The organism is Alteromonas marina (genome assembly GCF_000808575.1).
Taxonomy (GTDB): domain Bacteria; phylum Pseudomonadota; class Gammaproteobacteria; order Enterobacterales; family Alteromonadaceae; genus Alteromonas; species Alteromonas marina_A.
On record NZ_JWLW01000014.1, the window covers coordinates 73764 to 100374 of the forward strand.

Here is a 26611-nt window from a genome sequence, read left to right on the forward strand (position 1 = left end):
TGAATAGCCGTCAGCTGCTACAGGAATAGCTTTCACCGACTTTAGGAAAAAGCTTCAAAGAAAAGCGGCACTATAAGTGCGTTTTGAAAAGCTAGCTAAGAAAAGAGTGGAGTTGGCCGTAAGCCATGTATGGTTGATTCTTCTGCTCATATTATCAAGCAATTATCTAATGTCTAGCTTACAATGTGTTACAAGCCGTGTGACAAAAGCATGTAATCTAAGATAGTATTTCGATGACGATAGCAACTTCTTACTAATGACGATTACTCAAGGATTGAGCTGAAATTTAGGTCAATAACTTTGTCAAAAGGGAACTAATGAGAGATTCATCGCTGATTGAACAGGCATTACGATTCACAATTTTATTATTAACCTGTATTTTTTTAGTTTCTGGAATCTCTTACATATTGGCGGAGTTAGCTTCCACCAAACCACTGTTTATAGCTACTGGACTTTCTCTTTTTGCTACATCTATAACGATATTTATCGCGTGGAAAATGATGTCTCTTAACTATGCGAGAGATAACTGTCATGTTTTCATAGATGACGGATACACAGAGGACGGCTACAACGCTTTCAGATTCAAAAATGCAGGGCCAAATATTGCTATAATCAAAAGCGTAACATTGAGCCTAGGTGATATTACGGCCCCTCATGATGATGCCAAACTTATTGACGATTTACTCAAAGCCTTCACCTTTGATAGCTCCGTGTACGATTGTATTTATAACAATATCGATATGCCACGACCATTATCCGTTGATGAAGAAATAACCTTTTTTGAGTTTAAACCTTCTAACACAGATAAAGTACCGTCAGGTAGAGTGGAGAGAATACGTACCCTGCTTTCAAACATGCATGTTAAAGTGAGCTATGAGAACATTCACGGGAATGTAAAAGAAAAAAACATATGCTTGCTGCCAAACTATATGTTTAATTCTACAGAGCTGTGAGTATCTAGAAATCTCAGTAAATACAAATGCACGTAAAAATATTAACTACTTAGTTTAAAACTAATTGCATATGGGTGTAAGTCTTAAATGAACCCTAATTTTACTAGGGGAAAAGTGCTAACGAATACAAAATATCTACGCTTTATCCCTAACTCTCATAATTGTTTGTCTGCTCACTTCATACTCTTTTGCCAAGGCATAAACAGTTGAGCCATTAGAAAGTTTTTTCTTGATAGACTTTCGTTGTTCTTCCGTTAAAACGCTCTTTCTACCAAACTTAACGCCTTTATCTTTTGCCGCCTCTCTACCCTCTGTAGTCCTCTGTACAATGAGATCTCGTTCCAATTGGGCAAACGTACCAATAAGGTTAAGTTGAGCTTGAGCAAACGGAGAGGAGTTCGTTGTATCTATTGCTCCATCTAGTGTTTTAAGCGTTGCCCCCTTATCCGTTATTTGCTGTATTGTTTCTAGTATTGACTTAAGGCTTCTGCCTAACCTATCAAGTTTAGTTACAACTACCGTATCTCCTTCTCTTACGTAATCCACCAGCTCTTTGAGCTTTAATTCATTCTCTTTAGATTTACCTGATTGCTTACCGTGAAATACTTTATTGCAGCCATGTTCCTCAAGCGTTCTGAGTTGATTGGCTAAGTCTTGGCTACTTGTCGATACTCTTGCGAATCCGATTAATTGCATCTTCCTACCCTGTCCAAAAATTAATATATTTGAACACATAGTAACAATGATGTACTTAATATACAATATTGAATTTTGAACATGTCCTAAATGGAGCATGTATATTTTGGGCAGTGCTATTTATACTTTCGTATAGAATTAGGGTAAGCATTTCTGATAATGTCTCAGAGTAAAGTAAATCAAGGAAGAAATAATGTCAGAATCGTTGTGTAAGCTAATTCAGAAGTATGAGGATAGAAAGTATTACGGATTATGCGTGCTATCTTTGTTTCTGCTTATGTGGCTGGTTATCGCTTTTACAGGCTTTGCAGAAATACTATCTCTTTTTTCAAATAGGCATCTTGGACTAATAGAAGCATTACTTTTCACTCAAATAGATTTACTCTCCTTCCAACGCAGTGGAATAGAAATACTCCCTAACAATAGTTGGCGCCCTGTCTCTGGTGATACATTTCTTAATAGCTTTAAATACTGGTACAACGCTATTTATCTTTTTCTATGGTTCACTTTACTGAAGTTGCTTACTTCCAAACCGTTAAACTCGCTTATTCTCGGATTAAGTGTTGGCGATATAATTAGTTCTATAAAGCTACTTTGTACCAAAATACAAGTGATTTTGAGTAGCATAGTTTCTAGTCTATTTAGATTAATTAGGCGGGAAATTGAAAACTTAAAAAAAATAGATGGGATTAAGTACAACCCACAAAATGCCAGTGTCAATGATAACCTAGAAGTAGTAAATAAAAGCGATTATGGCGAAGAGCCAACCCATAGGGAGTGCCCTTATTGTTGTGAGAAAATACTTTATCGAGCTATAAAGTGTAAGCATTGCGGTAGTAAATTAACAAATAGCGTCCACCTCAAGAAAACCAATAAAGTGAGACGTTCAGATGTTTCTTGCCCAAAATGCTCTTCAGATAATGTCGTAAAATCCAGAAGCTTTTGGATTTGGTTTTTCGCGATTGTTTTAATTCCATTGGGATTATTGCTGCTATTATTACCAGCTAGGCGCCATTGTTTAGATTGTGACTTTAAATTTAAGAAATAGTCAGTTTATGTCCGATCTCAATATCCGCAACGCTGCATTCAAAGTGGCTATTACATCGTCATGAGCAATATTAAAACAATCGTCTTCGTAGTTGTTGAACTTTATGAGGTTCGAAAGTATTACCTCTGCTTGCTCAATTACTAAGCGAGATTCTAACAATTCAGATTTAAGCTCTTCATTAGTCATGATCTTATACTTCCAATTAAGGCTAAGAGAGCCTATTGTATGAAGTTGTAGTGGCTTATATAACTGAACTAAAACCTAGTTTTTAAGTTGAATAATATTAATAAATACTATTAAAAAAAGCATAATAAATCTACTTATGCGATTGATTAATCTTGTAATCTCCCAAAAACTGATTAATAAAATTTGAGTTTCTAGCTTTTATTGAAGAGAGAGAAGGGTATTGGCAAACCTAGATAGCCACAAAAAGCCCTGTACAGCGCTGTAAGCCAATTTTTAAACAACCCTTTAGGGTTGGGTTAATATTAGACAAAAATACCCCCAGAAGGCTTTACAGGCTCAGTTTGAGCCACCCATATCCTTGGTGAAGCACTTTTTGTTAAGTATACCGTATCTTTGCCCCTTACCATCAAGATATTTAACAAGGTTATGCGGTTTCTCTCGTTTAATTTTGTTCATGTAGCTAGCGATTGTTTCTTGGTTTTGAAAGTAATTTGTATACTTATAGCCGCCAATATCGAATGACCTAATACGTGATAAATCAGGCTTTAAAGGAGTTCTCTGGCAAAAGTATGTAATCATAACCCCTGTAGTAAACTTGTTACTTTCTTCGTATTCTAAACCAAGTTCTTTGCTTTCAGAAAAAACATACTTCTTTGTCATGTTTATACAAATTCGGTACAAAAAGCCTATATCTGGATTCTTGGTAGTTAGTGAACGATTTATTCTACCTAGATACTCATAGATATTGTTTCCAAACTCTTGTGAGTCGAAGTATAGATTTAACTTACTTTCCCATGGGTAGGACTGTAACAGAGTTATAAATTTTCTCTTAGTTTTGTCCTCTGATGCTTCGCTCATAATGCACTCCTTTTAAGAGAATATAATTAAAGAATGTCTATCCATGGTACTTACTCGTTACACTATACAAAAAATGAGTTCCCATACAGGCTACATACATCGGCTAGCGTAGATGCAAGTGTTAAATCCGCCAACCTTAAATGTCGTAAGTATGCGGTAAAATTTTGACTACTATAATTTAATTGTACTACACAAAGAACACAGTAATTCAGCTGTCAATCTCTATCATATTAATTATCTCTCTCATAATTTCCATATCATCGGTATGAGTGTAATACATAGTTGTCACGCTTTGATCTAAGGACTGCAAATGTCCAATCATTGACTGAATATATGCGGTTTGCGCCTTCTTATTAACTAAAGTAGAAACAACAAAGTGTCTAAAGCTGTAAAGAGTAAGCTTTTCACCTTTCTCAGTTTCATGGGGGATATCGCATTTTGGTCTAATATGGTTAGAATACAAACGTGTAAGGTACTTCTCTGAAGTAGAATATTGTCGGAACAAGTACTCTTCTTTACACTTCTCAACAAAGTCTAGAAAACCTTTTTTCAGCAGTGACTCATGTACAGGAATCACTCTGTTGCTTTGTTTCGTCTTTAATTTTCCAGCTTCTTCGGTAACTCTAAAATACCAAATACCCTCTTCACTTTTTACTATATCAGCCTTTCTTAACTGCATAACTTCTGCGTTTCTCATTCCTGTAAACGCCATTATGTTTATAGGCCATTTTTTCCCAACAGATAAGCTATCAACAAACTTGAGTATTTTAACAACCTGCGCATTAGAAAAGCGCCCTCGTTTGATTGGTTCATTTTTGACGGTGAAGCGCATTTCTTCAATTGCTTTACTTGAGCCATTAAGCTCTTTTTCGTAAAAATTGAAAAAGGTTTTTAACTTTTTATAGTGCTCAAAAATTTGTTTCCCAGACACAGTTTTATCATCGTCTACCTGACCACCAGCGGCATGTTCGAGTAACTCTTTGGGAGACATGTTGTTATAAGGTGATATGTTTCCCATTGGGAAGTTAGATAATACCTCCCTAAATAAAAAGTCTAATTCTTCCGAATCTATGTCACCAATCATTTGGTCATCAAAATGAGCATTCATTATGTTGAAACATCGCTGGTAGTCTTTTACGTTTTCGCTATTCCATGGTTTGCCCTTGTAACTTTTAGTGATAGGAAGCTTACCTTCCTCACCAGCTTTTAAAAATAGCCTCGATACTTCAGAAAATGGTAGCGATCGCTCTTGTTTCTTTTTGAGTGATTGGTATGAATTGTTAGCTGCCTCGAAATTGCCAGCACTCAACAGCTTTTGAATTCGCTCAATCTGCATGAAGAAGATCTCTAACTTCTCTTGCATATCAAAATAGTTTTTATCGAAGTCCACAATATCTGGCGTTGGAACCGCGTCACATTCTCCTTCATCTTCTTCCGAAATAAATAATTTTCTTGATAAATTAGAAACGGAATCAGCAGGTCTTCTATGAGGAAAACATTCTTGAACTTTAAACTGATGATATGAGGGTAAAGGCGAGTCGCTTTCGTACATGTGAGTAAATTGCTCGTGGATTGCTTGATGCTGATAGCGATTAAACAACATATCTCCATATGAGCTCTTTTCTCCGAACAAACAACCAACTTTGGATAAATGATTATCTATAGTTTCTCGAACTAATTTATCTAGAGCTACTTTGTCCATACTTTTTCTACTTCCCTGTATCTTTATTTGACTTAAAATTTTACTCACTAACTCTAATGCTTCAACTCGACAGCTTGTTCGAAGCGACCTACGAACAATAGATGATTTATGACGTAAGTTAAAATGGTAAGTGTTTCCACGTTGTATAGTATGTGGAACTGATAAGTGTGACATGATGTGTGACGCCCCTGTGACAATGAGGCTTAGAGCATTCTATGCTTACCAGCAACATACTGATAAGCATAGATTTTCCGAATTAGGGCGGAGTTAGCCGTAAGCCGGGTTCTGTCGTGGGCAACCATTCCTCTAGATCAGCAATCGCTCACTGATTCAAGCAACCTACCCGATCCCCATGCGGGCCACACGTTGAGGGATCCTATTTGGTCTTGCTCCGGGTGGAGTTTACCTTGCCACACTCTGTTACCAGAGGTGCGGTGCGCTCTTACCGCACCCTTTCACCCTTACCGGCATGTAAACATGCTTAGGCGGTCTTCTCTCTGCTGCACTTGTCGTCGGCTCGCGCCGCCCAGACGTTATCTGGCACCCTGCCCTTTGGAGCCCGGACTTTCCTCCCCTTTCTTACGAAAGCGGCGATTGCCTGGCCAACTCCGCGGCGCATTCTACATGAAGTCCCCTACAATAGCACCCTATTCCTGCTCGCTGTAAAAGCAGAGCTCAACGGCGCTTTTATCGAGCAGTTTGGTGATAATAAAAATTTGGTCGCCCATTTCTATTTTGGTACTTCCTTTAGGTATAAGGGTTTCTTCACCGCGGGCAATCATTGCCACTACCGTATTATCGGGAAGAGCTAATTCGCTAATGGTTTTATGTAGTGCCGGCGATAACTTCGAAACCTCTATTTCTATAAGCTCGCGCTTGCTCTTAGCGACTTTAACAATCTCCAGCGTGCTCGATTCCTTTACTTCATCGTCCAACACTAAACCTAACTTACGCGCCGCATAAGGTAAGGTGGAACCTTGCAACAAGGCGGAAATAAGCACGATAAAGAACACCACATTAAAAATGAGCTCGGCATATGGCATGCCGAATATTAGCGGAAATATAGCGAGTATAATTGGCACCGAACCGCGTAAACCCACCCATGAGATGAGCAACGATGCTTTGAACGAAAATTTCGAAAGCAACAAAATCGGCATAACCACCAGCGGACGGGCAATAAAAATAAGCACAAACGCAATTAAAAGGCCTTCTTTCCAATTCACAAACAGCTCGGTGGGCGTTACCAACAAACCTAAGATAACGAACATGGCAATTTGCCCAAGCCAGGCCAGCCCATCCAGAAACACGAACGTATTACGCTGATAAGCAAAGCGGCTATTACCCACGATAACACCCGTTATAAAGGTAGCGAGAAAGCCGCTGCCATTTAAGTTCGCAGCAAGGCCAAAAGACAATACACCAAACAACATCACAAATACCGGGTACAAACCGATGGCCATTAAGGTGATGCGTCTGAAAAGCCATACTGCAATACCGCCAATGGCAAGGCCCACTATCGCTCCCACTCCCATTTGACTGGCAAACAGCGAAAGTAAGTCAATGGGCTTAGTGGTGCTGTCTTGAATAAGCGTAATAAGGCCAATTGTGAGGAATATGGCCATTGGATCGTTCGAGGCACTTTCCAGCTCTAGTGTGGATTTTATTTTTGAAGGAATGCGTATACCAGCGTTGCGCAGAACAGAAAATACTGCTGCGGCGTCTGTCGACCCTACAATAGCACCAAGCAATAAGCCCTTATAAAGCGGTAAATCGAGAATAACCATAGCAGCGATACCGGTGATCACTGCCGTACCAATTACGCCAATAGTGGCGAGTAACGCGGCGGGTTTCCACGCCTGCGCTATAGATTTTTTTGACGTTTGCAGACCGCCATCAAATAGGATGAGAATAAGAGCAAATGTACCAATAGCATGCGCAGCATCGGCATTATCAAAGAAAATTCGGCCAATCCCATCTTCACCAGCAAGCATACCAACACCAAGAAATAGCACCAATACAGGTACGCCAAAGCGCGGAGACAGCTTACTAGCCAGCACACCTAAAATAGCCAGCACTGCGCTAAGTAAAATAATGTGATCAACTGCAAACATTATACGTTCCTTATTGCCACTGATGCATGCTTACGCAAGACTAGAAGTACGCATCGAGGGTTCCTGTTAATACTGACACCTTACCGCGTTTTGTTACCAAAGTATTTAGGTACAGAAACGCGGCAGGGTAATAAAGTTAAGGAGCTCGTGTCGTCTAAGGGATGTGCGACAACGAAGCCTTAATCTCTTCTGCAGTAGGCTTTAACTGCGCTTTGCCTTGTTTCTCTCTTCTACTGCCCAACAAATACAGCAGCGTAGAGGTGATAAACAAGGTCGATGACGTGCCAATCACGACAGCAAAAACCATAGGGACTGCAAAACTTTCTACTGCATCACCGCCAAAAATAGCCATCGGTAACAACGCCAACAGCGTGGTAACGGAAGTGAATACCGTGCGGCTTAGCGTGCTGTTCACGGCCTCATTAATAGTATCTGCCAATGGCTTGTTTGGGTCTAAACGCAATAATTCACGGATGCGATCAAGCACCACCACTTTATCGTTTATAGAGTAACCAATGAGCGCCAACAGTGCTGCAACAGCCGTTAAGTTAAATTCGATACCCGTAAGCGCGAAAAAGCCTATGGTCTTGGTTAAATCGAGTATCACGGTTAGCAGCGCTGCGCTCGCAAAATGCGCTTCAAAGCGTGCCCACAGATACACCAACATGCCGCCACCTGCGATAAGCAGTGCTAGAATAGATAGCTCGGCGAAGCCTCCGCTGACCTTGGGTCCTACCATATCAATTTTATCAAAACTTACCTCACTGTCGGCTTTCGAAATCGCACGCTTTAGTGCGTCAGTCTGCTTTGCATTGCTATTTTCAAGCTCGCCACTGCTATCTAGAACAGGTGCTCGCAATAAATAGTGATGTTCACTGCCATATTCTTGAATTGCTATTTGATCAAAGCCATTGCTTTCAATCACATTCCTTAGCTCATCGGTACTAAGGGTTGGTGCGGTCAACTCAATCATGGTGCCACCGGTAAAGTCGACGCCATAATGTAAGCCAGGTTTAGCAAACAAGCCGATTGAAAGCACTGTTAGCACTACAGAAACAGCAAGTGCAATTTTACGCTTTGCCAGAAAATTAATACCGCTTAGCTTATCGCTTAACCGCAAAAGCGGTGATGAAAAGCGCAAAGGAACGCGCTGCTGCGCGCGATCTTGCGTATTCTTGTGCTTCGACTTAACCACTCTTAGCATTAACATTTTAGTTAGGGCTACAGCAGTAAATACCGAAGACACCAGACCAAGGGCAATGGTAATTGCAAACCCTTTAATAGGGCCGCTTCCAAACATAAACAACAAACTTACCGCTATTAGTGTGGTGAAGTTTGAATCCACAATAGTCGCGAACGCTTTATCAAAACCCACTTCTATTGCACTGGCTGCCGGACGACCTTTCTTACTTTCTTCACGAATACGTTCATTAATCAAAATGTTCGCGTCCACCGCCATGCCCATGGTTAGGATCAAACCTGCAATGCCCGGCAACGTCAGCGTTGCGCCAAACAGGGTTAATGCGCCAAATACCAGCGCCATATTAATACAAAGAGCAAAACTTGCGATAGCGCCCCACCTGCCGTAAATCGCTACCATAAATGCCAATACCAGTAACGCGCCTGCCACGCCGCTTTCCACTCCGGTTTGAATTGCATCGCTGCCTAAATCAGGCCCCACCGTACGCTCTTCAATAATGGTAAGTGGCACAGGTAGCGCACCAGTGCGAAGCATTAATGCGGTGTTGCCCGCCTCGGGCAATGTAAAGTTACCGGTTATTTCACCACGACCACCCGGAATCACGCTATTTATAACGGGGGCTGTAACCACTTTGTCGTCAAGTACGATAGCAAGCACACGGCCGATGTTGTCACGTGTCATAGTGGCAAACTGCTTGGCACCTGCGCTGTCTAATCGGAACGTCACTACTGGCTGGCCATTTTCACTACTTAAGACACCTGCCGCATCAGTAATATGCTCACCTTCTAGCGCCACTTTTTGCTCTAAGCGATAGGTATTACCCGCCGCATCTTGCTTATTCATAACCTGCTCAGACTGGCTATTCGCGGCCCAGTGAAAAGTCATTTGTGCGGTAGTGCCCAATAATTTTTTAACTTGAGTGGGGTCAGACATACCCGGCATCTGAACTAAAATGGCGTCTTTACCTTGTAGCGTAACGCTAGGCTCAGTAAGCCCCGTTTCATTCAAACGCTTTCGAACTACTTCAACACTTCGGCTTAACGTGTCTTTAACCAGTTGTTCGGTATATAGCTCGTTAAGCGTAAGGGTAACGGTGCTTTGCTTTATCTCTACATCAAGTGCACTTGAACCATTTGGCTGAGCTGAAATTTGGTATGCGATGTCTTTTACCTTTCTCGCATCATCTGCACTACGCAGTGTAAAAACGACACTTCCAGAACGACTATCTTTATGAATGAGTGAATGAGACGTTTTTGTATAGCGCACTTTTTGACTGCGCAATTCGCTAAGTAAGTCACTCGAAAAGCTGTTGAGCTGCTTTTCAAACAAGGCGTTGGTGTCTGCGGCTAATAGCAGATGCGAACCTCCTTGCAAATCTAAGCCTAAAGATAGTGTGGACGTGGTGTACCACGTAGGTAGTTGCTGTTTAATTGATTGTGGCAATATGTTGGGCGCAGCGCTCAGTAAACCGAGCATAACGATGAGCACATACACAAAGCCACGAAATGAAAATCGTGTCATTTTAAAATCCTGAATAATAATGTTTTTAAGGTCGCCAAATTTAAGATCACAACAGGTGTGCTCCCGTTTTGACGCATATGAGTTGTTAAATCAGGATAGAGGGTGGTGCGCGAGGGCTTGGTTTAACCCACCTTTGTGACCGAAAAGGAACGTTTGCTGAACGTGTATTGACAGCAAAAAGGCCGGCATAAACCGAGTTCAACGAAGCAGGTATTAGCCCTAAGAGATCGGCATCGGTAGGCTGCTCACTGTTGTTGGCCGTCAGCTTGCTGACGTTAAACCGCAGAGAGTAGCTTTGCGAGTTATGAACAAACTTAGCAAGCGGTGACTGTGATGTTACCTCGGCATTACTCGCTACATCAGGTAGCTGAAACCCGGTACTAACAACCAGATACGACAATACCCACGCCATGAGGAAAGGCGCAAATGTAGAGGGGTAAAAGCGTTTAAAGATTGTATTCACCAGAGTTCCATTAGCGGTTAGAGGTAACAGCTGTGGGTTGTCAGTGGAAGAAAGTGGGGGCTAAAAAAGCAAATTCAATCGCTATATTAAAAAGAGCCCAATTTAAGGACTCTTTTGACAATTCACGTTTATCATATTTACGGGTGACGTACATTTACTCTCGCGCCACCTTGCCAATACAGGTTACACGATTGCAATAACGTCTTCTTTCGCCAAGCGCGCTTTTGGAAGGCCGTAATTCCAATCTTTCTCAGTATCTGGGTAACCAATCGCTAATGCGACTTCACACACGTGACCGTCTAGTTCATCTCTAAACAATTCACCAAGTAACTCAGGATCAACCCCTTCCATTGGCGTAGATGCTATGCCTAAACGCGCCAGCGTGTGAAGAACATTGCCTAACGCTAGATAAACTTGCGCTTATAAAAGAAATTATTTATGGGTAATAGATCACGCTTTGCAAAGCCTTGAAGTATTGCAGCAACAACACAATTTTACAGGAAAGATGTGCATCAATATATCTGGCGTGGAGTTAACCAACGAAAACTTTCCACCTCTGGTTAAACGTTTACTTGAAACACACAAGGTAAGTCCTTGTAGCGTAGAATTGGAAGTAACTGAAACCGCATTGGTTGCTGGAGATAAAGCCTGTTTAGAAACCCTTAATGTGTTAAACGCACTAGGTGTATCCTTAGCACTCGACGACTTTGGTACGGGTTATACCGCATTCAGCCAACTTATCCACTACCCTGCCAATGCCTTAAAATTGATCGCTCTTTTGTCAGTGATCTATTTTCTGAAAAAGAGCCACGAAGCTAAATGGTTTTAATTATACAAAACCTTGCCGAGCTTTACGGCTTGCGTGTTATCGCAGAAGGAGTTGAAACTGAAGAGCAGTTAAACTACTTGAAGAGGCATGGCTGTGACTGGGCACAGGGGTATTTCTTATCTCGTCCCTTACTTTGGGATGATTTAATTAAGCGTCTAGCTGGATAAAAGTAAAGCTAAGATAACATCATGCTTATAACGAAAAGCCCCTCTGTTGAGGGGCTTTTACGCTAAAAAACGAGATATATTCGCATTTTAATTAGGCGTAATCGCGTTGTGGTAAACGTCTTGTACGTCGTCACAGTCGTTAAGCATGTCCATGAATTTTTCAAACATCGGCATGTCTTCTTCGCTAATCTCAGTTTCAGTCTGAGGCATCCAGCTCATTTCTTCTGCAATAAAGCTAATGTCTGGATAGGCTTCGGTTAGCGCTGTTTTTACTTGATAGAATTCAGTGTGTGGCGCGTAAACGGTCACTTTATTGTCTTCTACTTCAACGTCAGTTACGTCTGCGTCAGCTTCCATAAGCACTTCTAGGATAGCGTCTTCGTCGTCACCTTCAAACTGGAATACTGCTTGGTGATCGAACATATGCGATACCGCACCCTGTGCACCAAGTTTCGCGTTAGTTTTAGTAAAGCAGTTACGTACTTCGGTAATGGTACGGTTTGCATTGTCAGACAAGCAGTCAACAATTACCATGCAGTTACCTGGGCCAAAACCTTCATAACGCATAGGCTGGAAGTCTTCGCCAGCGCCACCAGCGGCTTTATCAATCGCTTTTTCAATAACGTGGCTTGGTACTTGATCTTTCTTCGCTTTTTCCATTAGGCGGCGAAGTGAAAGGTTGGTGTTAGGATCGGCACCACCATTTTTCGCACATACGTAAATTTCTTTACCGTATTTAGAATAAACTTTAGTTTTTTGGCCGGCAGTTTTTGCCATGGCGTTTTTACGAACTTCGAATGCTCTTCCCATCTTAAAATTCTCTTTCTCGCAATTTGAAATGCTGCGTTGGGTTTTATCGGGCTACCTGTTGCCTGACGGTTCATCAGGCGCATCGCTCTGCCTTACTTGGAAGCATTGCCGAACTCGACGTTTCTATAAATGGCCGAACGCGACGGTGCTTAACATTGCCAAGCGAAACACTGCCCAAAATAACGGTAGGCTAAGCGACACAAAAAATTTAGGCGAAATTCTACCTTAATTTTCATGTAATACCAATGTGAACGCCCCGAGAAAGGGTGTAGGTTGGTAGCTTTCACATTTTCAATGAGGTCAAAATGTACTCTGACTCCATATTTATGTTTACGGCAAATGCTCGGTTGCTAGGTAGTCGTGTGACTGCATTTCCTTTAAGCGGCTCAGACAGCGCCTGAACTCAAAATTAAGTAGCCCCTCGGTGTACAAGCTTTCTAGCGCGACTTCTGCAGATATGATCAGCTTTACATTTCGCTCGTAAAATTCGTCCACCATCGCAATGAAACGACGGGCCACATCGTCATTATGCTGGCCCATTTCCTTAACATTGGCTAAAAGCACTGAGTGATAACAACGGCTTAACTCAATATAATCGCTCTGGCTACGGGGCCCGCCACACAGGGCTTTAAAATCTATCATCAATACCCCGTCAGCGTTTCTAAGCGTCGGTATTTTTCGGTTGTTCACCTCAATATCCTCGTCTTTAGAGCCCTCTTCCGGTGCTAATTGTGAAAAGTAGCTATGCAAGTTTTCTGTGGCCTCGTCATCAAGTGGATAATGATAAATTTCGGCTTGCTCTAACGTTCTAAGACGATAATCAATACCGCTATCAACATTTACCACGCGGGTATTCTGATTGAGTAGATCGATGGCTGGTAAGAACCGCGCACGCTGCAATCCGTTTTTATATAAATCGTCAGGGACTATGTTCGACGTCGCCACCAGCACAATACCGTGACCAAACAGTTCTTCCATTAACGTGCCTAAAATCATGGCATCGGTTATATCAGACACGAAAAACTCGTCAAAACATATTACCCGCGCCTCTTTTGCTAGCTTGGCTGCTACTAGCTTTAGCGGGTCTTGCGCGCTTTTAAGCTGCTTTAGTTCATCGTGCACACGGTACATAAAGCGGTGAAAATGCACGCGCATTTTCTTCTCGAACGGCAAGCAGTCGTAGAAGGTATCGACTAAATAGGTTTTGCCTCGCCCTACACCGCCATAAAAGTAAATACCCTGAATGCCGGGCTTTGCGTGACCTTTTCCAAACGCAGCTTTTAACTTTACCCGCCACGTCGTTTTCTTTTCAGGTTGGGTAAGTTCATCAAACAAACGTTGAAGTTCTTTTACTGCATTTTCTTGCGCCGCGTCGTAATGAAAGTCAGACGACTGAAGATCTAGCTGATATTTTTCCCATGGCGTCATCGCCGAAACCACTCCATACAAAAGTCAATAGCGGCGCTTGCTGCACCGACCTGCTTGAATTTCTCAATTATGACCTTAATTTTAATGGAAATCACGGTAGAATCTCACATTGAAATTCGACATACACCGAATAAATGTCACGATGTATGCGCTTTTCGGGTTCGACCTTGCTATATTCAGCGTATGGTCGAAAGCAGCTTTTAGATCGTAGAAGTAAAGGTCGGCTGCAAGATGTAGATTGATTCGGAGAATATAATGGAATTGTTAGTATCTCTTGCTTTGTTAGTAGTTGGGTTAATTATTGGCTTTTTCGCAGGTCGCTTTTTTCAACAAAAGCAGGGCGCAGGCAATACTGCACAGACTGAGAAGCAAGTTAAAGAGATCCTCGCACAGCAGGCGCAACACCACATTCATCAAACTCGTCAAAGCTTAGAGAGCATTGAAAGCCAGTGCGAAACCTTAAAGCAACAAATTGAAGAGTATGAATTGCTGCTTGAGCAAGGCAGCGATGATGACAGCAAAGTTCCTTTTTATGGGGAACAAGCAACTACGTATTTACGTAACAACCTAAAAGGGTCTGACAAATCGAGAGTTCAGCGTGTATCTGACACACAGCCAAGAGATTTCGCTAACTCGGGTTCTGGGCTGTTCGTCGGCGGATCTGATAAGAATACCGCAGAAAAACAGTAACATCGGGAACTTTATCACGACCTCGGACTCTTTTAATGAAACCATGCTATGTCGCATATAACATGAAGGAGTGTAAGCGAACATGAAAATGTCTTTCCGCCATTGTCTATTGGCGTCTGCCGTTGTTGTAAGTTCATTGGGCTTTACTGCTAGCACACAGGCGGCGTTACCGTTCTTTTCTGATAAGAAAGATGAAGTTCCCTCTTTAGCCCCTATGCTAGAAGAAGCTACCCCAGCGGTAGTAAGCATTGCAGTAGAAGGAACACAAACCTCTACGCAGCGTGTACCCGAGATGTTTCGCTACTTCTTCGGTGCCCCGCAAGAGCAGGTTCAAGAGCGCCCTTTCCGAGGTCTGGGTTCTGGTGTCATCATTGATGCCGATAAAGGTTACGTCGTTACCAACAATCACGTTGTTGATAACGCGGACGAAATCACGGTTAAATTAACAGACGGGCGCGAGTTCAAAGCGAAAAAGCTAGGCTCTGACGAGCAAAGCGATATCGCGTTACTTAAAATAGAACCTGATGATTTAAAAGCGTTACCACTCGCCGATTCTGACGCGCTGCGCGTAGGCGACTTTGTAGTAGCAATTGGTAATCCGTTTGGTCTTTCTCAAACGGTTACATCTGGTATTGTAAGCGCTCTGGGCCGCTCTGGCTTAAACATTGGCGGTTATGAAGACTTTATTCAAACCGACGCCGCAATTAACCGCGGTAACTCAGGTGGTGCGTTAGTTAACCTTCACGGCGAACTGGTTGGCATCAATACCGCTATCTTTGGTCCTAACGGCGGCAACGTCGGCATCGGTTTTGCCATTCCTGCCAATATGATGAAGAGCCTTGTTGACCAAATTGCAGAGTTTGGTGAAGTTCGCCGTGGCCTTCTAGGCATTTTAGGTAGCGATATTGACGCGGGCCTTGCCGAAGCTATGAATGCGGAAGTGAACATTGGTGCCTTCGTGAGCGAAGTACAGCCAGACTCGGCTGCTGAAAAAGGTGGTCTGCAAGCCGGTGATATCATTACTGCGATTAATGGTCGAAAACTTCACAGTTTCCAAGAACTGCGCGCAAAAATTGCGAGTATGGGCGCGGGCGCAGAAGTCGAACTCACCGTTATGCGCAAAGGCAAGAAAATGAATGTAGACGTTGTGTTGGACGACGCTACTGATACCACGGTTACCGCTGCTCAAATTCACCCTGCTCTAGAAGGTGCAACCTTATCTAACGGCACCGACGATGCTGGTAATGCTGGTGTAGTGGTTTCCGATATTGAGCGTGGTGCGCCTGCGGCGCGAATTGGCCTTCAATCTGATGATGTGATAATTGGCGTTAACCGCGTGCGTACGTCTACGGTTGCAGAGTTTAGAAATGCACTAGACGAAGCAAAAGGCGTTATTGCACTCAATGTAAAACGTGGAAACTCTACGCTTTATTTGGTAATCAGACAGTAGCAATTAAACGTTCAATTACGTTCCCCCGCTCAGACGCGTTGGTGTCCAAGCTGGGAATTAGCATAAAAACGGCGCTTTATAAGCGCCGTTTTTTTCAAATGATAACCGTTGAAAACAGTGTTCTCCTAGCTTCCTAACGGGGCTTCTTTACGGGCTCCTCTGATAAGCCGCATTCTCAATGCTACACCTATGTCCACGTAAATAAGTATGTATGAACAGCATGAAAAGTTTTGAAGTACATGCTAGTGTTAATCGAGTTGCACAAAATTTGCGTTTCATTACGGTAGTTTATTGAATAAAGTGATATCCTTTATATCACGAATGATAATTCAAAAACGTTGCGCTTTTAATTTGTGAAGTAGTGCCGCTATGACGGTTCATATAGAGTAAGTGCGACAGACAACAATAAGTGTGATTTGTGACTGGCCGCTCAATAATAAACTTCTTACTAAAATCTATAATTCTTGGCGTTGCTGTTGCTGCACTGCTGTTGGTGTTTATCCCCGAGCTTCGCAATGGTAAAGGTCTTGCTCAGGGCTTCTTTAATACTCATTCAGTCAGCGCCAGCCGCGAGAGCTATTTCACCGCGTTAAGCCGCTCTGCACCTGCAGTAGTTAATATTTATAGCGTAAGTATTGAAAACGGCTCTGGTATTTTTAGAAATCAATCTCGTGGGCGCACCAACCTTGGTTCAGGCGTTATTATGACAGAGAATGGCTACCTGCTGACCTGTCACCACGTAGTTGCCGATGCAGATAGCATTTACGTAGCTGTGCAAGACGGCCGTATTTTGGAGGCGCAGATTGTCGGCACAGACCCTTTGACCGACCTAGCAGTATTGAAGGTAACCGCGGATAACCTGCATATCATTCCTCAAGTATCAGAACCTGATACCCATGTAGGTGATGTAGTTATGGCGATTGGTAATCCCTTCGACTTAGGCCAAACAGTTACCCAAGGTATTGTCAGTAGAGCGGGTCGTAACGGTCTTTCAAACTATGTTGATTTCATTCAAACCGATGCAGTTTTGAACCAAGGTAACTCTGGTGGCGCGCTGGTAGATAGCAACGGTATTTTGCTAGGCATTACCAATGCCAATTTCCAAGTATTAGATTCTAATAACCGCGCTCGCAATGTAGATGGTATCAATTTCGCCGTACCTTATGAATTGGCCAAGCGAGTCATGGATGAAATTATTAGTAACGGGCGCGTTGTGCGCGGCCAGCTAGGTTTTGTCGGCGGTGAAAATCGCAACCGGCCGGGTATTGATGTTCAAGCGGTAGGTAAAGGCAGCCCTGCCGATATTGCGGGTATTCGCCCTGGCGACATTATTGTTGCCATAGACGGTGTGCGTTTAGAAAGTGCTTCCAAAACCTTGGATATGATTGCCGAAACCGAACCCGGTACTGAACTAGAAATTGAACTTAGTCGCGATGGTCGCTCCATAACTATTACCGCTACTGTTGCAGAGCTTCGTGCGGGCCAATAATTGTTATAGATATTCAGCGCCACGTAGGCAGATTGCGTTTGTTCTGCTGCTGTTTAACTTCACTGGTAATAGAGACAAATCAGGTACAAAAAAAGCGCCGTAATGAACAGGCGCTTTTATCTATGCTAAAAACTCACAAGATAACGTTACTCTTTAACTCGCTCTATGATGGCGCCTAAACCACCAAGTTTCTCTTCTATCGATTCATAACCACGGTCTAAGTGGTAAATTCGATTTACGTGAGTTTCACCTTCTGCAATAAGCCCAGCGATAACCAAGCTTGCTGATGCGCGAAGATCAGTAGCCATCACTGGTGCCCCTTTCAAGCTTGAACTACCTTTGGATACAGCTGAGTTTGCTTCTAATGCGATTTCGGCGCCCATACGCTGTAGCTCTGGCACATGCATAAAGCGGTTTTCAAAAATAGTTTCTGTAATTACGCCTGTACCTTCGGCAACACAGTTTAGGGTGACGAACTGGGCTTGCATATCGGTGGGGAATGCTGGGTGTGGTGCAGTCTTAACGCGAACAGCCTGCGGCTTACGCCCTTCCATATCTAGCTCAATCCAGTCTTCACCTACCGTGATTTTCGCGCCAGCTTGCTCAAGCTTATCGAGTACTGCATCTAACGTGTCAGGGGCCGCATGGGTACAGCGAATTTTACCGCCAGTTACTGCAGCTGCGACTAAGAAAGTACCGGTTTCTATTCGATCAGGCAGTACGGCATAATCGCAACCATTTAAGGTTTCTACACCTTCAATGGTTATTTTATCGCTTCCTGCACCAGTGATTTTTGCGCCCATCTGGATAAGACAATTCGCCAAATCAACAATTTCAGGCTCTCGTGCAGCGTTTTCTAAAATAGTCGTACCATCAGCCAATGCCGCGGCCATAAGTAAGTTTTCGGTAGCACCTACACTCACCATATCCATAAAGATACGGGCGCCTTTTAAACGACCATCAACTTCAGCACGAATATAGCCTTCGTCTACTTCAATCTTTGCGCCCATCTTTTCAAGGCCAGTTAAATGAAGGTTCACTGGGCGTGCGCCTATCGCACAACCACCAGGCAAAGACACGTTCGCTTTACCCTGTTTGGCAAGCAATGGGCCTAACACTAAAATTGAAGCACGCATGGTACGCACTAAATCATAAGACGCGGTCACACTTTCAAGTGTACTTGCATCAATAACAATATCGTTAGGCGCGGGTAACGCTACCTCTACCCCCAATTCACGCAAAAGCGCCGTAGTCGTGTTGATATCACGAAGACGGGGAACATTGGTATAACGACAAGGAGAATCGGTAAGCAAGCTAGTCATCAACAACGGCAATGCCGCGTTTTTGGCACCTGATATACGCACTGTACCGTTAAGCGCAGGGCTCTTTTTAATTACGAGTTTATCCACGAGCAGCGCCTATTATTGAGGAATGTTGAACTGGCGCTCGCGCTCCCAGTCTTTTACTGAAAACGTCTTGATAGTAATCGCATGCATGCTGCCGTCTGCAATTTTATCAGCTAAAGGCGCGTACACCGCTTGCTGACGCTTCACACGACTCATTTCGTTAAATGCATCGCTTACTGCAATGATGTTAAAATGCGAACCTTCGCCCTTTACGTGGACTTCGTGTAGGTCTAACGCATCTTTCAAGATCTTTTCAATTTCAGACAATTCCATAACTTACTTCTTTATTCGCTAACTGGTGTTTATTCTACGGGTAAAAAGCTATTTGCGTTGCTTATTTTCGCAAGCTTCTGTAGCTTTTCAGGCATTTTATAGAGGGTCATGCTAACACCATTTTGCTTTGCATCCCTAACAGCATTAATAAGCCACGCCAAACCGGCACTGTCTGCACGCTCTACATCACTCAAATCGATTTGACATCTTTTCTTAGTAATCAAAGCACTACGTTCGTTACCGTTTAAGCTTTCCCAGAAATTTTTCGACAGTGTTTCACGGTCGAGATGACCGTGAACCACAATATTGCCTTTGTCATTTACCTCGAAAAGGCTCACTCAGCCTCTCCTTCGATTTCGATTGGCTCGCCCTGCTTGAGCTCTACTGGCTTACCAATTTTATCGCGCATTAGCGCAATCACTGAATCGATGCCGTCTTGACGGAGTATTGACTCAAATTCGCTACGCTTGCTGTTTAGCATGCTAATGCCTTCAGCCACCATATCGTAGGCTTTCCATTCATTAGTTTTGCTGTCTTTACGAACCTTAAAAGCAATTTTAATTTCAGGACGGTTGGGATCTTGAACAACCGCGCGTACAGTCACAGACTTCTTATCATCAAAAGACGATTCAGGCTCAAAGATAACTTCTTGGTTGTCGTAGTAGCCCATCGCAACAGCATAGGTTGTTACCAAATACTGACGAAATACACTGATGTACTCGCCCATTTTTTCTTGAGGAACCGATTTAAAATGCTTACCTAGCACCATAAAAGCCGCAAATTTGTAGTCAATGTGCGGCACCAACTCTTCTTCCATAATAGTGCGTAGCATTTCAGGGTCAGCTTTAATTTCAGCCTGATTCGCTTTAATTCGCTCAAATGTGCGGTTAGCCACGTCCTGAACTAGCTCATAGGGGTTTTGCTCATTAACTTCTTGCGCATTGGCTATGCCTGCTACAGACATCATAAAGATGCCAATTGCTACCATAAACTTTTTCAAAATCACTCTCCTAACTTAAAACTCTATTTAGCAGACCTGACAAACAAGCATTTCGTTTCATCAGGCCGCTGGAATTAATTGACGACTAGGTTACATACGTTCAGATGCTATGCCGCGATTAGTCTTCATCGCTGCCGCGGTTAAATAAGAATTGTCCAATAAGGTCTTCTAGCACCAAAGCTGACTTCGTATCTTGTAGGTAATCACCATTTTGAAGATTAGCGACACCGTCAAAAGAGAACCCTGGCTGGAAACCAACATATTGCTCACCCAAAAGGCCAGACGTCAGAATAGACACCGAGCTGGTTTCAGGGAAACCGTTGTATTCATTTAGGATTGATAGTTCAACCACTGGCGTAAAATCTTCTTGGTCTAGCGTAATTGATGATACACGGCCAACTGTTACGCCCCCAACTTTTACCGCTGAGCGAGGCTTTAATCCGCCGATATTGTCGAACTTCGCATATAGAGTGTAGGTATCGCCTTCGGTGGCTACCGTTTGGTTTGCAACCTTTAGTGCCAATAACAACAACGCACCAATCGTAAGCATGACAAACACACCAACCATTACTTCCGTTTTATACTTACTCATTCCAATCCCCTACTCGATACCAAACATAAGGGCGGTAAGCACGAAGTCCAGCCCTAATACTGCTAATGATGAATAGACCACCGTTTCGGTAGTCGCTTTGCTGATCCCTTCCGATGTAGGAATAGAATCGTAACCCTTAAATATGGCAATCCACGTCACAACCAAGGCAAATACGAGGCTTTTTATCACACCGTTTATGACATCTTGGTTCCAATCAACGGTCGACTGCATGATTGACCAGTAGCTACCTGCATCAACACCCAACCAGTCTACGCCGACCAAATGGCCACCTAAAATACCAATAGCACTGAAAATAATGGCCAGCATAGGCATGGCTAACATTCCCGCCCAAAAACGCGGAGCTACTATGCGCCTTAAAGGATCTACCGCCATCATTTCCAAGCTACTTAACTGCTCAGTGGCTTTCATAAGGCCAATCTCAGCAGTCAACGCAGACCCAGCACGTCCAGCAAACAATAGAGCCGTAACCACCGGCCCGAGTTCTCGTAAAAGAGACAGTGCAACCATGGGACCTAAGCTCCCCTCTGCACCATAATCCACTAAAATAGTGTAGCCTTGAAGTGCCATCACCATGCCAATAAACAGCCCCGACACCATGATGATGAGCAGCGACTGAACACCAACCACATAAAGTTGTTTGATAATCAGTGGAATATTTTTTACTCGAGGGACAGCGACAAGTGCACCAAACAACATCAGCGCGGCTCTACCAATTGCGGTAACTTTCCCTATCGTTTTAGCACCTATTGATTGGAAGAACTTCATTCATCTGCCCCCAAAAAGCTTGTTTTCAAATCAGGTGCAGGGTAATGAAAGGGGACCGGGCCGTCTGCTTTTCCTTTCAAGAACTGCTGAACTAATTCAGAGTCACTCTCTTTAATTTGCTGTGCCGTTCCTTCACCGATAACCCGCTTATCTGCCAAAATGTAGATATAGTCAGCAATGGTCAACACTTCGGTTACATCGTGGGTTACCACTATGCTAGTAAGGCCTAGAGCGTCGTTTAGTTCACGAATTAGCTTCACCAACACGCCCATCGAAATAGGATCTTGGCCGGCAAAGGGTTCGTCGTACATGATTAAATCTGGGTCTAACGCTATCGCTCTTGCAAGTGCGGCCCTGCGCGCCATTCCACCAGACAGTTCACTGGGCATTAACTTAGCAGCACCGCGCAATCCTACTGCCTGTAGCTTTAAAGCGACAATCGTTGCTATCAAGTCTTCTGAAAGGTCAGTATGCTCGCGAAGAGGAAACGCCACATTATCGAACACACTCATATCAGTAAACAGCGCGCCACTTTGGAAAAGCATGCTCATTCTACGACGGGTTTGGTAAAGAGACTTTCTCGACATTGAGACAATCGAATCGCCGTCGAATTTTACGTCGCCTTCATCTGGCGTTAACTGCCCACCAATGAGGCGCAGCAGCGTGGTTTTACCTATACCACTTGGGCCCATTACCGCAGTAATTTTGCCTTTGGGTACCTTAAGCGATATCCCATCATAAATGATGCGATCGGCGCGCTTAAAGGTAAGGTTATCTACTTCAACTAAATGATCCATAGTTACTTAAATGTCGACCCCTGACGCTGGATTGGCTACGTTTTTAACCGCGATTGCAACCCACTTAAAAAATAATAAATAATAAATAATATGAGTGATATGCATATTCAATTTCTATGCCTTAGCACTCATCTCTCATAAAGTTTACTGAGCAGTTTACTTTTAAGAGCGTGCAATTTCAAAAAAGTTTACTCTTCAGTGTAGTTTTTATGTTTACAGGCTAACATGCTTTTTGGGCCGTGTAATTTGGTGCCATTGTACGCTTTTTCAAGACCCTCGCCAAAGTCAAAAAGTTACAAGTTATGTTCTATTGAGACGAATGATAGGTGTCCCGCGCTGAAGTAATGCCCGTGCCTTCACTAATTCTTACATGTAGTACCAATTCCCATCCTATTTCCTTGTTTATTAAATGAAACTGAACGCCCTTGCATATCAATAAAGCCTCATTCAACGTTTGCTATCGGCAGAAATTTACGGCAATTGCCCTTATTTGATGAAAATAAAGCGTTGCGAGCATAGGCAAATGGCACTCTTTTTGCGACAATCTAGCGAAATACTTTCTATTACAGGTTGTTGTGCTTTTAAACATTGTTATTTTTCTGGTTGGACTGATTGTCTTGAGTTGGAGTGCGGACCGTTTTGTTTATGGTGCTTCAGCGCTAGCAAAGAACATCGGTATCTCTCCTATGATGATCGGCCTAACGATCGTCGCTATGGGCTCCTCGGCACCTGAAATCGTGGTTTCCGCTATTGCCTCTGCCAATGGCAATATGAACACTGCGGTAGGTAATGCACTAGGTTCGAATATAACAAACATCGCACTGGTGTTAGGTATAACCGCGCTTGTAAAGCCGCTTCTTGTTTCATCTACCACCCTAAAACGTGAACTTCCGGCGCTTCTGATCATCTCACTAATAGCTATCGGCTTTATGTTTGACGGAGAATTGAAGTCTTATGAAGGGATCATCTTACTGGGCCTATTTATTTTTGTTCTGGCAATGATGGCTTGGTTGTCACTTCAAGTTGATAAAGAAGACCCGCTTGTTGCTGAAACCGCAGATGAGATCCCTAAGGGCGTTTCAAATACTTCTGCGCTTATCTGGATAGGTGTTGGCCTTGTTGTTCTGCCATTGAGTGCCCACTTTCTAGTAAATTCGGCCGTTGAAATTGCCAGATATATGGGCATTTCTGATTTAGTTATTGGACTGACTATTATTGCCTTTGGCACAAGCCTGCCCGAGCTTGCAGCAAGTGTAGCAGGCGTGCTCAAAGGCGAAGACGATTTAGCACTGGGTAATATCATCGGCTCTAACATTTTCAACCTGCTTGCCGTACTTGGTATGCCTGGGTTAATTGCCCCAGGCCTTCTCGACCCGGATGTTTATAATCGAGATATGTACGTTATGCTCGGCTTAACTTTGCTATTGTTTTTGTTCAGCTTCGATTTAATTGGCAAGCGTACAATTTCAAGAACAAATGGATTTATACTTCTGGCTTGCTTTATCGGCTATCAATTCTGGCTGTTCGGATAATCATGAATACAAAAACTCAGATGAACTATATCGACTCAGCGAAGCGCGTTATTGAAATTGAAACGCGGGCTATTGCTAATCTGGCAGAACGCTTAAACAATGAATTTATCGCTGCCTGTAATATTCTCTTCGCCTGCAAGGGCAAAGTTGTCGTGAGTGGTATGGGAAAGTCTGGGCATATCGGTAATAAAATTGCCGCTACGCTGGCCAGTACAGGAACTCCTGCTTTTTTCATGCATCCAGGCGAAGCCAACCACGGCGACTTGGGCATGTTAAGCAAAGGCGATGTCTTACTCGCCATCTCTAATTCTGGTGAAACTAACGAGTTAGTTAATCTTCTGCCTGTCGTTAAGCGTTTGGGGATACAAGTTGTGGCCATGACTAATAGTGCATCCAGCTCGTTGGGTCAACACGCAGATGTAGTACTTGATATTAGCGTTGAAAAAGAAGCCTGTTCACTAGGTCTTGCCCCTACGTCAAGCACAACAGCCACTTTGGTTATGGGCGACGCCCTTGCGGTGGCGTTACTCGACCAAAAAGGCTTTACGTCAGATGATTTTGCGCTGTCACATCCTGGTGGTAGCTTGGGTAGAAAACTGTTGCTCAAAGTGAGTGATATTATGCTTAGCGGCAGCGACATCCCGCTAGTGAGCCTAAATGCGTCTGTCGCTGACGCACTTTTAGAAATCTCTAAAAAGGGATTAGGCATGACCGGTGTTTTAGACTCAGATGGTTCGTTGACCGGCGTTTTTACAGACGGTGATTTACGACGAATACTCGATGCACGCATTGATGTGCACGGCGCAACCGTAGAAGATGTGATGACCAAAGACGGTAAAACCACAACCGCTGAGCAATTGGCTGTTGAAGCCCTCAACTTAATGGAAACTCACAAGATAAGTGCGTTGATGGTCACCGATGACAAGCGCAAACCTGTTGGCGCCTTCAATATGCACATGCTTCTGAAAGCAGGAGTACTCTAAATGACGACGACCTTATATACCGACCTAGACAAAGGGCTTTTTGAAAAGCTAGCACATATTAAGCTGTTGGTGTGTGATGTAGACGGCGTATTTTCTGACGGCCGCATTTACTTAGGCAATGACGGTGAAGAACTTAAAGCATTCCATACCCGTGATGGATATGGCGTAAAAGCGCTAGTAAGCAATGGAGTGAATGTCGCAGTTATCACAGGGCGACGGTCAGCAATTGTAGAAAATAGAATGAAAGCCCTTAACGTTGCGCACATTATTCAAGGCGAGGAAAATAAAGCAGACGCACTGAGTGAACTGATGCAAAGCCTAGAGTTAGCCCCTAATGAAGTTGCAGCGGTAGGTGATGACATGCCTGACACAGGTATGTATCAGCATGTTGCTGTTAAAATTGCAGTGGCCGATGCTCACCCTCACGTCGCCAAACAAGCCAGTTGGATAACTACACTTCCAGGTGGGTTTGGCGCGGTCCGAGAAATATCAGACACTATTTTGCAAGCCAAAGGGGTAGCAAACGAGATTTTTGGAGCGAGTGTATGAGCCTATTTGGCTTCAATCGCTTAGGTTTAAGTATATCGGCGCTATTTATCTTAGCGCTTTTGATGTACATCCCTACGTGGATGGAAGAGCAGCCTGAAACTCAAGGCAGTAGCGAAAATGACGCCTTGAAGCCAGCATATAAGGCTAAAAACCTAACGACTACGTTATACAATCAAGACGGTGAGTTGAACCACAAAGTCTTTGCAGAGTCGATGGAGCACTATGACCAGCTGGGTTTTGTTTTATTTCAACAGCCAAAGTACACCTTGTACACGGAAAACGCTTCATCACCTTGGGTTGTCACGGCACAAGAAGGAACGCTTTATAACAATGAGCTGATTCAACTAGAAAACAGCGTTGTTATTGAAAATCAAACCAGCGATGACTTTGTCAAAAGGTTATCAACTGAATACATACAGATAAATTTAGAAACGAAACAAATGACATCTGATCAACCCGTTGAGATACTGGGTACACAATACCTTATTTTAAGTAATGGGTTTAATGCGAACTTACGCACACAAGAATACGAGCTTTTAGATCATGTACAAACGACTTATTCCCCTAGCAACTAGTTTTATGCTTGCCATCGCTAGTGGTGCGGTGCTTGCCAGTGAAGACGACTTTTCACAACCTATCAAAATAGGGTCGAACACCCAGTTTATTGACGGTAAAAACAAAACTGCGCTTTACAAAGAAGACGTCCTTATCACGCAAGGTTCGCTTGTCATCAAGGCTGATGAGGTCGAAGTTATCGCTACAGACGGTAGCGGACGAGAAATATTTATCGCACGAGGTAAACCTGCTAGCTATTCTCAATCGCTTGAGGACGGTACGCCAGTGTCAGCAAAGGCCAATGAGATACGCTATGAAGTTGTTAATCGTACCATCTCTCTGGCAGGCAGCGCTGAGCTACAGCAGGACACCAGTAAAGTGCAAGGCGACAAGATTACCTTTGATATGATTACCGAGCAATTACTTGCAACCGGTGGAGCGGGTAAAAATGGCGAAGGCCGGGTAACTACGGTATTTACGCCGGAAACTATTCGCAAAACATCGTCAAAGAAAGATAACAAGGACAATGAATAGCA

The 26611-nt window shown here is 43.4% G+C and carries 27 protein-coding genes, 1 other RNA gene and 1 pseudogene; 12 read left to right on the forward strand and 17 right to left on the reverse strand.

The window, feature by feature from the left end; translation table 11 throughout:
* Positions 1-317 precede the first annotated feature (317 nt).
* Positions 318-953: a hypothetical protein gene (locus RJ41_RS09005; RefSeq protein ID WP_039219567.1), complete on the forward strand. Its 636-nt coding sequence runs from the start codon at positions 318-320 to the stop codon at positions 951-953.
* A 135-nt stretch (positions 954-1088) separates the two neighbouring features.
* Here RJ41_RS09005 and RJ41_RS09010 read toward each other — a convergent pair whose 3' ends face one another.
* Positions 1089-1649 (reverse strand): recombinase family protein, encoded by a 561-nt coding sequence (locus RJ41_RS09010; protein WP_039219748.1) that lies wholly within the window; start codon positions 1647-1649, stop codon positions 1089-1091.
* Between the two features lie 193 nt (positions 1650-1842).
* Here RJ41_RS09010 and RJ41_RS09015 point away from each other — a divergent pair, with 193 nt between their 5' ends.
* Positions 1843-2697, forward strand: coding sequence for a Rossmann-fold NAD(P)-binding domain-containing protein (locus RJ41_RS09015; protein WP_039219569.1), 855 nt, complete (start codon positions 1843-1845; stop codon positions 2695-2697).
* A 522-nt stretch (positions 2698-3219) separates the two neighbouring features.
* Here RJ41_RS09015 and RJ41_RS09025 read toward each other — a convergent pair.
* From RJ41_RS09025 to RJ41_RS09050, 7 genes and pseudogenes are all read right to left on the reverse strand, one after another.
* Positions 3220-3741, reverse strand: coding sequence for a hypothetical protein (locus RJ41_RS09025; RefSeq protein ID WP_039219573.1), 522 nt, complete (start codon positions 3739-3741; stop codon positions 3220-3222).
* 208 nt (positions 3742-3949) lie between these two features.
* Positions 3950-5443: a tyrosine-type recombinase/integrase gene (locus RJ41_RS09030; protein WP_039219575.1), complete on the reverse strand. Its 1494-nt coding sequence runs from the start codon at positions 5441-5443 to the stop codon at positions 3950-3952.
* A gap of 259 nt (positions 5444-5702) precedes the next feature.
* Positions 5703-6053: RNase P RNA component class A (rnpB, locus tag RJ41_RS18705), an RNA gene on the reverse strand.
* Between the two features lie 37 nt (positions 6054-6090).
* A complete protein-coding gene (locus RJ41_RS09035; protein WP_039219579.1) occupies positions 6091-7554 on the reverse strand; it encodes a potassium/proton antiporter in 1464 nt (487 codons plus the stop codon).
* A 154-nt stretch (positions 7555-7708) separates the two neighbouring features.
* Entirely contained in the window at positions 7709-10276 is a 2568-nt protein-coding gene (gene secD, locus RJ41_RS09040) for a protein translocase subunit SecD (RefSeq protein WP_039219581.1), read from the reverse strand.
* Positions 10277-10361: 85 nt separating this feature from the next.
* On the reverse strand, positions 10362-10739 hold the full coding sequence (locus tag RJ41_RS09045; RefSeq protein WP_039219583.1) for a hypothetical protein: 378 nt from the start codon (positions 10737-10739) through the stop codon (positions 10362-10364).
* Between the two features lie 183 nt (positions 10740-10922).
* A pseudogene (locus tag RJ41_RS09050) lies at positions 10923-11159 on the reverse strand (nitroreductase family protein); the annotation flags it as partial.
* Between the two features lie 37 nt (positions 11160-11196).
* Here RJ41_RS09050 and RJ41_RS19485 point away from each other — a divergent pair.
* Together RJ41_RS19485 and RJ41_RS19490 are read left to right on the forward strand one after the other, a co-directional pair.
* Complete coding sequence (locus tag RJ41_RS19485; protein WP_276203236.1) at positions 11197-11568, forward strand: EAL domain-containing protein; 372 nt, start codon at positions 11197-11199, stop codon at positions 11566-11568.
* Entirely contained in the window at positions 11559-11735 is a 177-nt protein-coding gene (locus tag RJ41_RS19490; RefSeq protein WP_276203237.1) for an EAL domain-containing protein, read from the forward strand. Before RJ41_RS19485 ends, RJ41_RS19490 begins: the two co-directional genes overlap by 10 nt.
* Before the next feature lie 87 nt (positions 11736-11822).
* Here the strand turns inward: RJ41_RS19490 and RJ41_RS09060 are convergent, their stop codons facing one another.
* Both RJ41_RS09060 and zapE read right to left on the reverse strand, forming a co-directional pair.
* A complete protein-coding gene (locus RJ41_RS09060; RefSeq protein WP_039219586.1) occupies positions 11823-12545 on the reverse strand; it encodes a YebC/PmpR family DNA-binding transcriptional regulator in 723 nt (240 codons plus the stop codon).
* 330 nt (positions 12546-12875) lie between these two features.
* Positions 12876-13973 (reverse strand): cell division protein ZapE, encoded by a 1098-nt coding sequence (zapE, locus tag RJ41_RS09065; protein WP_039219589.1) that lies wholly within the window; start codon positions 13971-13973, stop codon positions 12876-12878.
* Positions 13974-14228: 255 nt separating this feature from the next.
* On the opposite strand from zapE, the gene RJ41_RS09070 reads away from it, so the two are divergent.
* The 3 genes from RJ41_RS09070 (at position 14229) to RJ41_RS09080 (ending at position 17602) form a co-directional block, all read left to right on the forward strand.
* The gene (locus RJ41_RS09070) at positions 14229-14663 is read left to right on the forward strand and encodes a ZapG family protein (protein ID WP_014948358.1); all 435 of its coding nucleotides are present in this window, start codon (positions 14229-14231) and stop codon (positions 14661-14663) included.
* Between the two features lie 88 nt (positions 14664-14751).
* Entirely contained in the window at positions 14752-16113 is a 1362-nt protein-coding gene (locus RJ41_RS09075) for a DegQ family serine endoprotease (RefSeq protein ID WP_039219753.1), read from the forward strand.
* Positions 16114-16531: 418 nt separating this feature from the next.
* On the forward strand, positions 16532-17602 hold the full coding sequence (locus RJ41_RS09080; protein ID WP_039219592.1) for a trypsin-like peptidase domain-containing protein: 1071 nt from the start codon (positions 16532-16534) through the stop codon (positions 17600-17602).
* 146 nt (positions 17603-17748) lie between these two features.
* Here the strand turns inward: RJ41_RS09080 and murA are convergent, their stop codons facing one another.
* The 7 genes from murA to mlaF all read right to left on the reverse strand — a co-directional run bounded on the left by murA (position 17749) and on the right by mlaF (position 22456).
* Positions 17749-19011, reverse strand: a complete 1263-nt coding sequence (gene murA / locus RJ41_RS09085; protein ID WP_039219595.1) for a UDP-N-acetylglucosamine 1-carboxyvinyltransferase — start codon at positions 19009-19011, stop codon at positions 17749-17751.
* A gap of 12 nt (positions 19012-19023) precedes the next feature.
* Positions 19024-19281 carry a BolA family protein gene (locus tag RJ41_RS09090; protein ID WP_012517351.1) on the reverse strand — a complete coding sequence of 86 codons (258 nt, stop codon included), beginning with the start codon at positions 19279-19281 and terminating at the stop codon, positions 19024-19026.
* Positions 19282-19310: 29 nt separating this feature from the next.
* Positions 19311-19619, reverse strand: coding sequence for an STAS domain-containing protein (locus RJ41_RS09095; RefSeq protein WP_039219608.1), 309 nt, complete (start codon positions 19617-19619; stop codon positions 19311-19313).
* Positions 19616-20281, reverse strand: coding sequence for an MlaC/ttg2D family ABC transporter substrate-binding protein (locus tag RJ41_RS09100; protein WP_039219612.1), 666 nt, complete (start codon positions 20279-20281; stop codon positions 19616-19618). Before RJ41_RS09100 ends, RJ41_RS09095 begins: the two co-directional genes overlap by 4 nt.
* Positions 20282-20399: 118 nt before the next feature.
* Entirely contained in the window at positions 20400-20873 is a 474-nt protein-coding gene (gene mlaD, locus RJ41_RS09105; RefSeq protein WP_014948351.1) for an outer membrane lipid asymmetry maintenance protein MlaD, read from the reverse strand.
* A 9-nt stretch (positions 20874-20882) separates the two neighbouring features.
* On the reverse strand, positions 20883-21659 hold the full coding sequence (gene mlaE / locus RJ41_RS09110) for a lipid asymmetry maintenance ABC transporter permease subunit MlaE (protein WP_039219616.1): 777 nt from the start codon (positions 21657-21659) through the stop codon (positions 20883-20885).
* A complete protein-coding gene (gene mlaF / locus RJ41_RS09115) occupies positions 21656-22456 on the reverse strand; it encodes a phospholipid ABC transporter ATP-binding protein MlaF (protein ID WP_039219621.1) in 801 nt (266 codons plus the stop codon). The genes mlaE and mlaF overlap by 4 nt, the downstream gene beginning before the upstream one ends.
* Positions 22457-23031: 575 nt before the next feature.
* Here mlaF and RJ41_RS09120 point away from each other — a divergent pair.
* Genes RJ41_RS09120 through lptA form a run of 5 tightly spaced genes read left to right on the forward strand, consistent with a single transcriptional unit; the run spans position 23032 to position 26609 of the window.
* Complete coding sequence (locus RJ41_RS09120; protein ID WP_039219624.1) at positions 23032-23988, forward strand: calcium/sodium antiporter; 957 nt, start codon at positions 23032-23034, stop codon at positions 23986-23988.
* A gap of 2 nt (positions 23989-23990) precedes the next feature.
* Entirely contained in the window at positions 23991-24971 is a 981-nt protein-coding gene (locus RJ41_RS09125) for a KpsF/GutQ family sugar-phosphate isomerase (protein WP_039219627.1), read from the forward strand.
* The gene (gene kdsC, locus RJ41_RS09130) at positions 24972-25520 is read left to right on the forward strand and encodes a 3-deoxy-manno-octulosonate-8-phosphatase KdsC (protein ID WP_039219633.1); all 549 of its coding nucleotides are present in this window, start codon (positions 24972-24974) and stop codon (positions 25518-25520) included.
* Positions 25517-26095: an LPS export ABC transporter periplasmic protein LptC gene (gene lptC, locus RJ41_RS09135; RefSeq protein WP_039219635.1), complete on the forward strand. Its 579-nt coding sequence runs from the start codon at positions 25517-25519 to the stop codon at positions 26093-26095. Before kdsC ends, lptC begins: the two co-directional genes overlap by 4 nt.
* The gene (gene lptA / locus RJ41_RS09140; protein WP_039219637.1) at positions 26064-26609 is read left to right on the forward strand and encodes a lipopolysaccharide transport periplasmic protein LptA; all 546 of its coding nucleotides are present in this window, start codon (positions 26064-26066) and stop codon (positions 26607-26609) included. The genes lptC and lptA overlap by 32 nt, the downstream gene beginning before the upstream one ends.
* Positions 26610-26611: the final 2 nt, after the last annotated feature.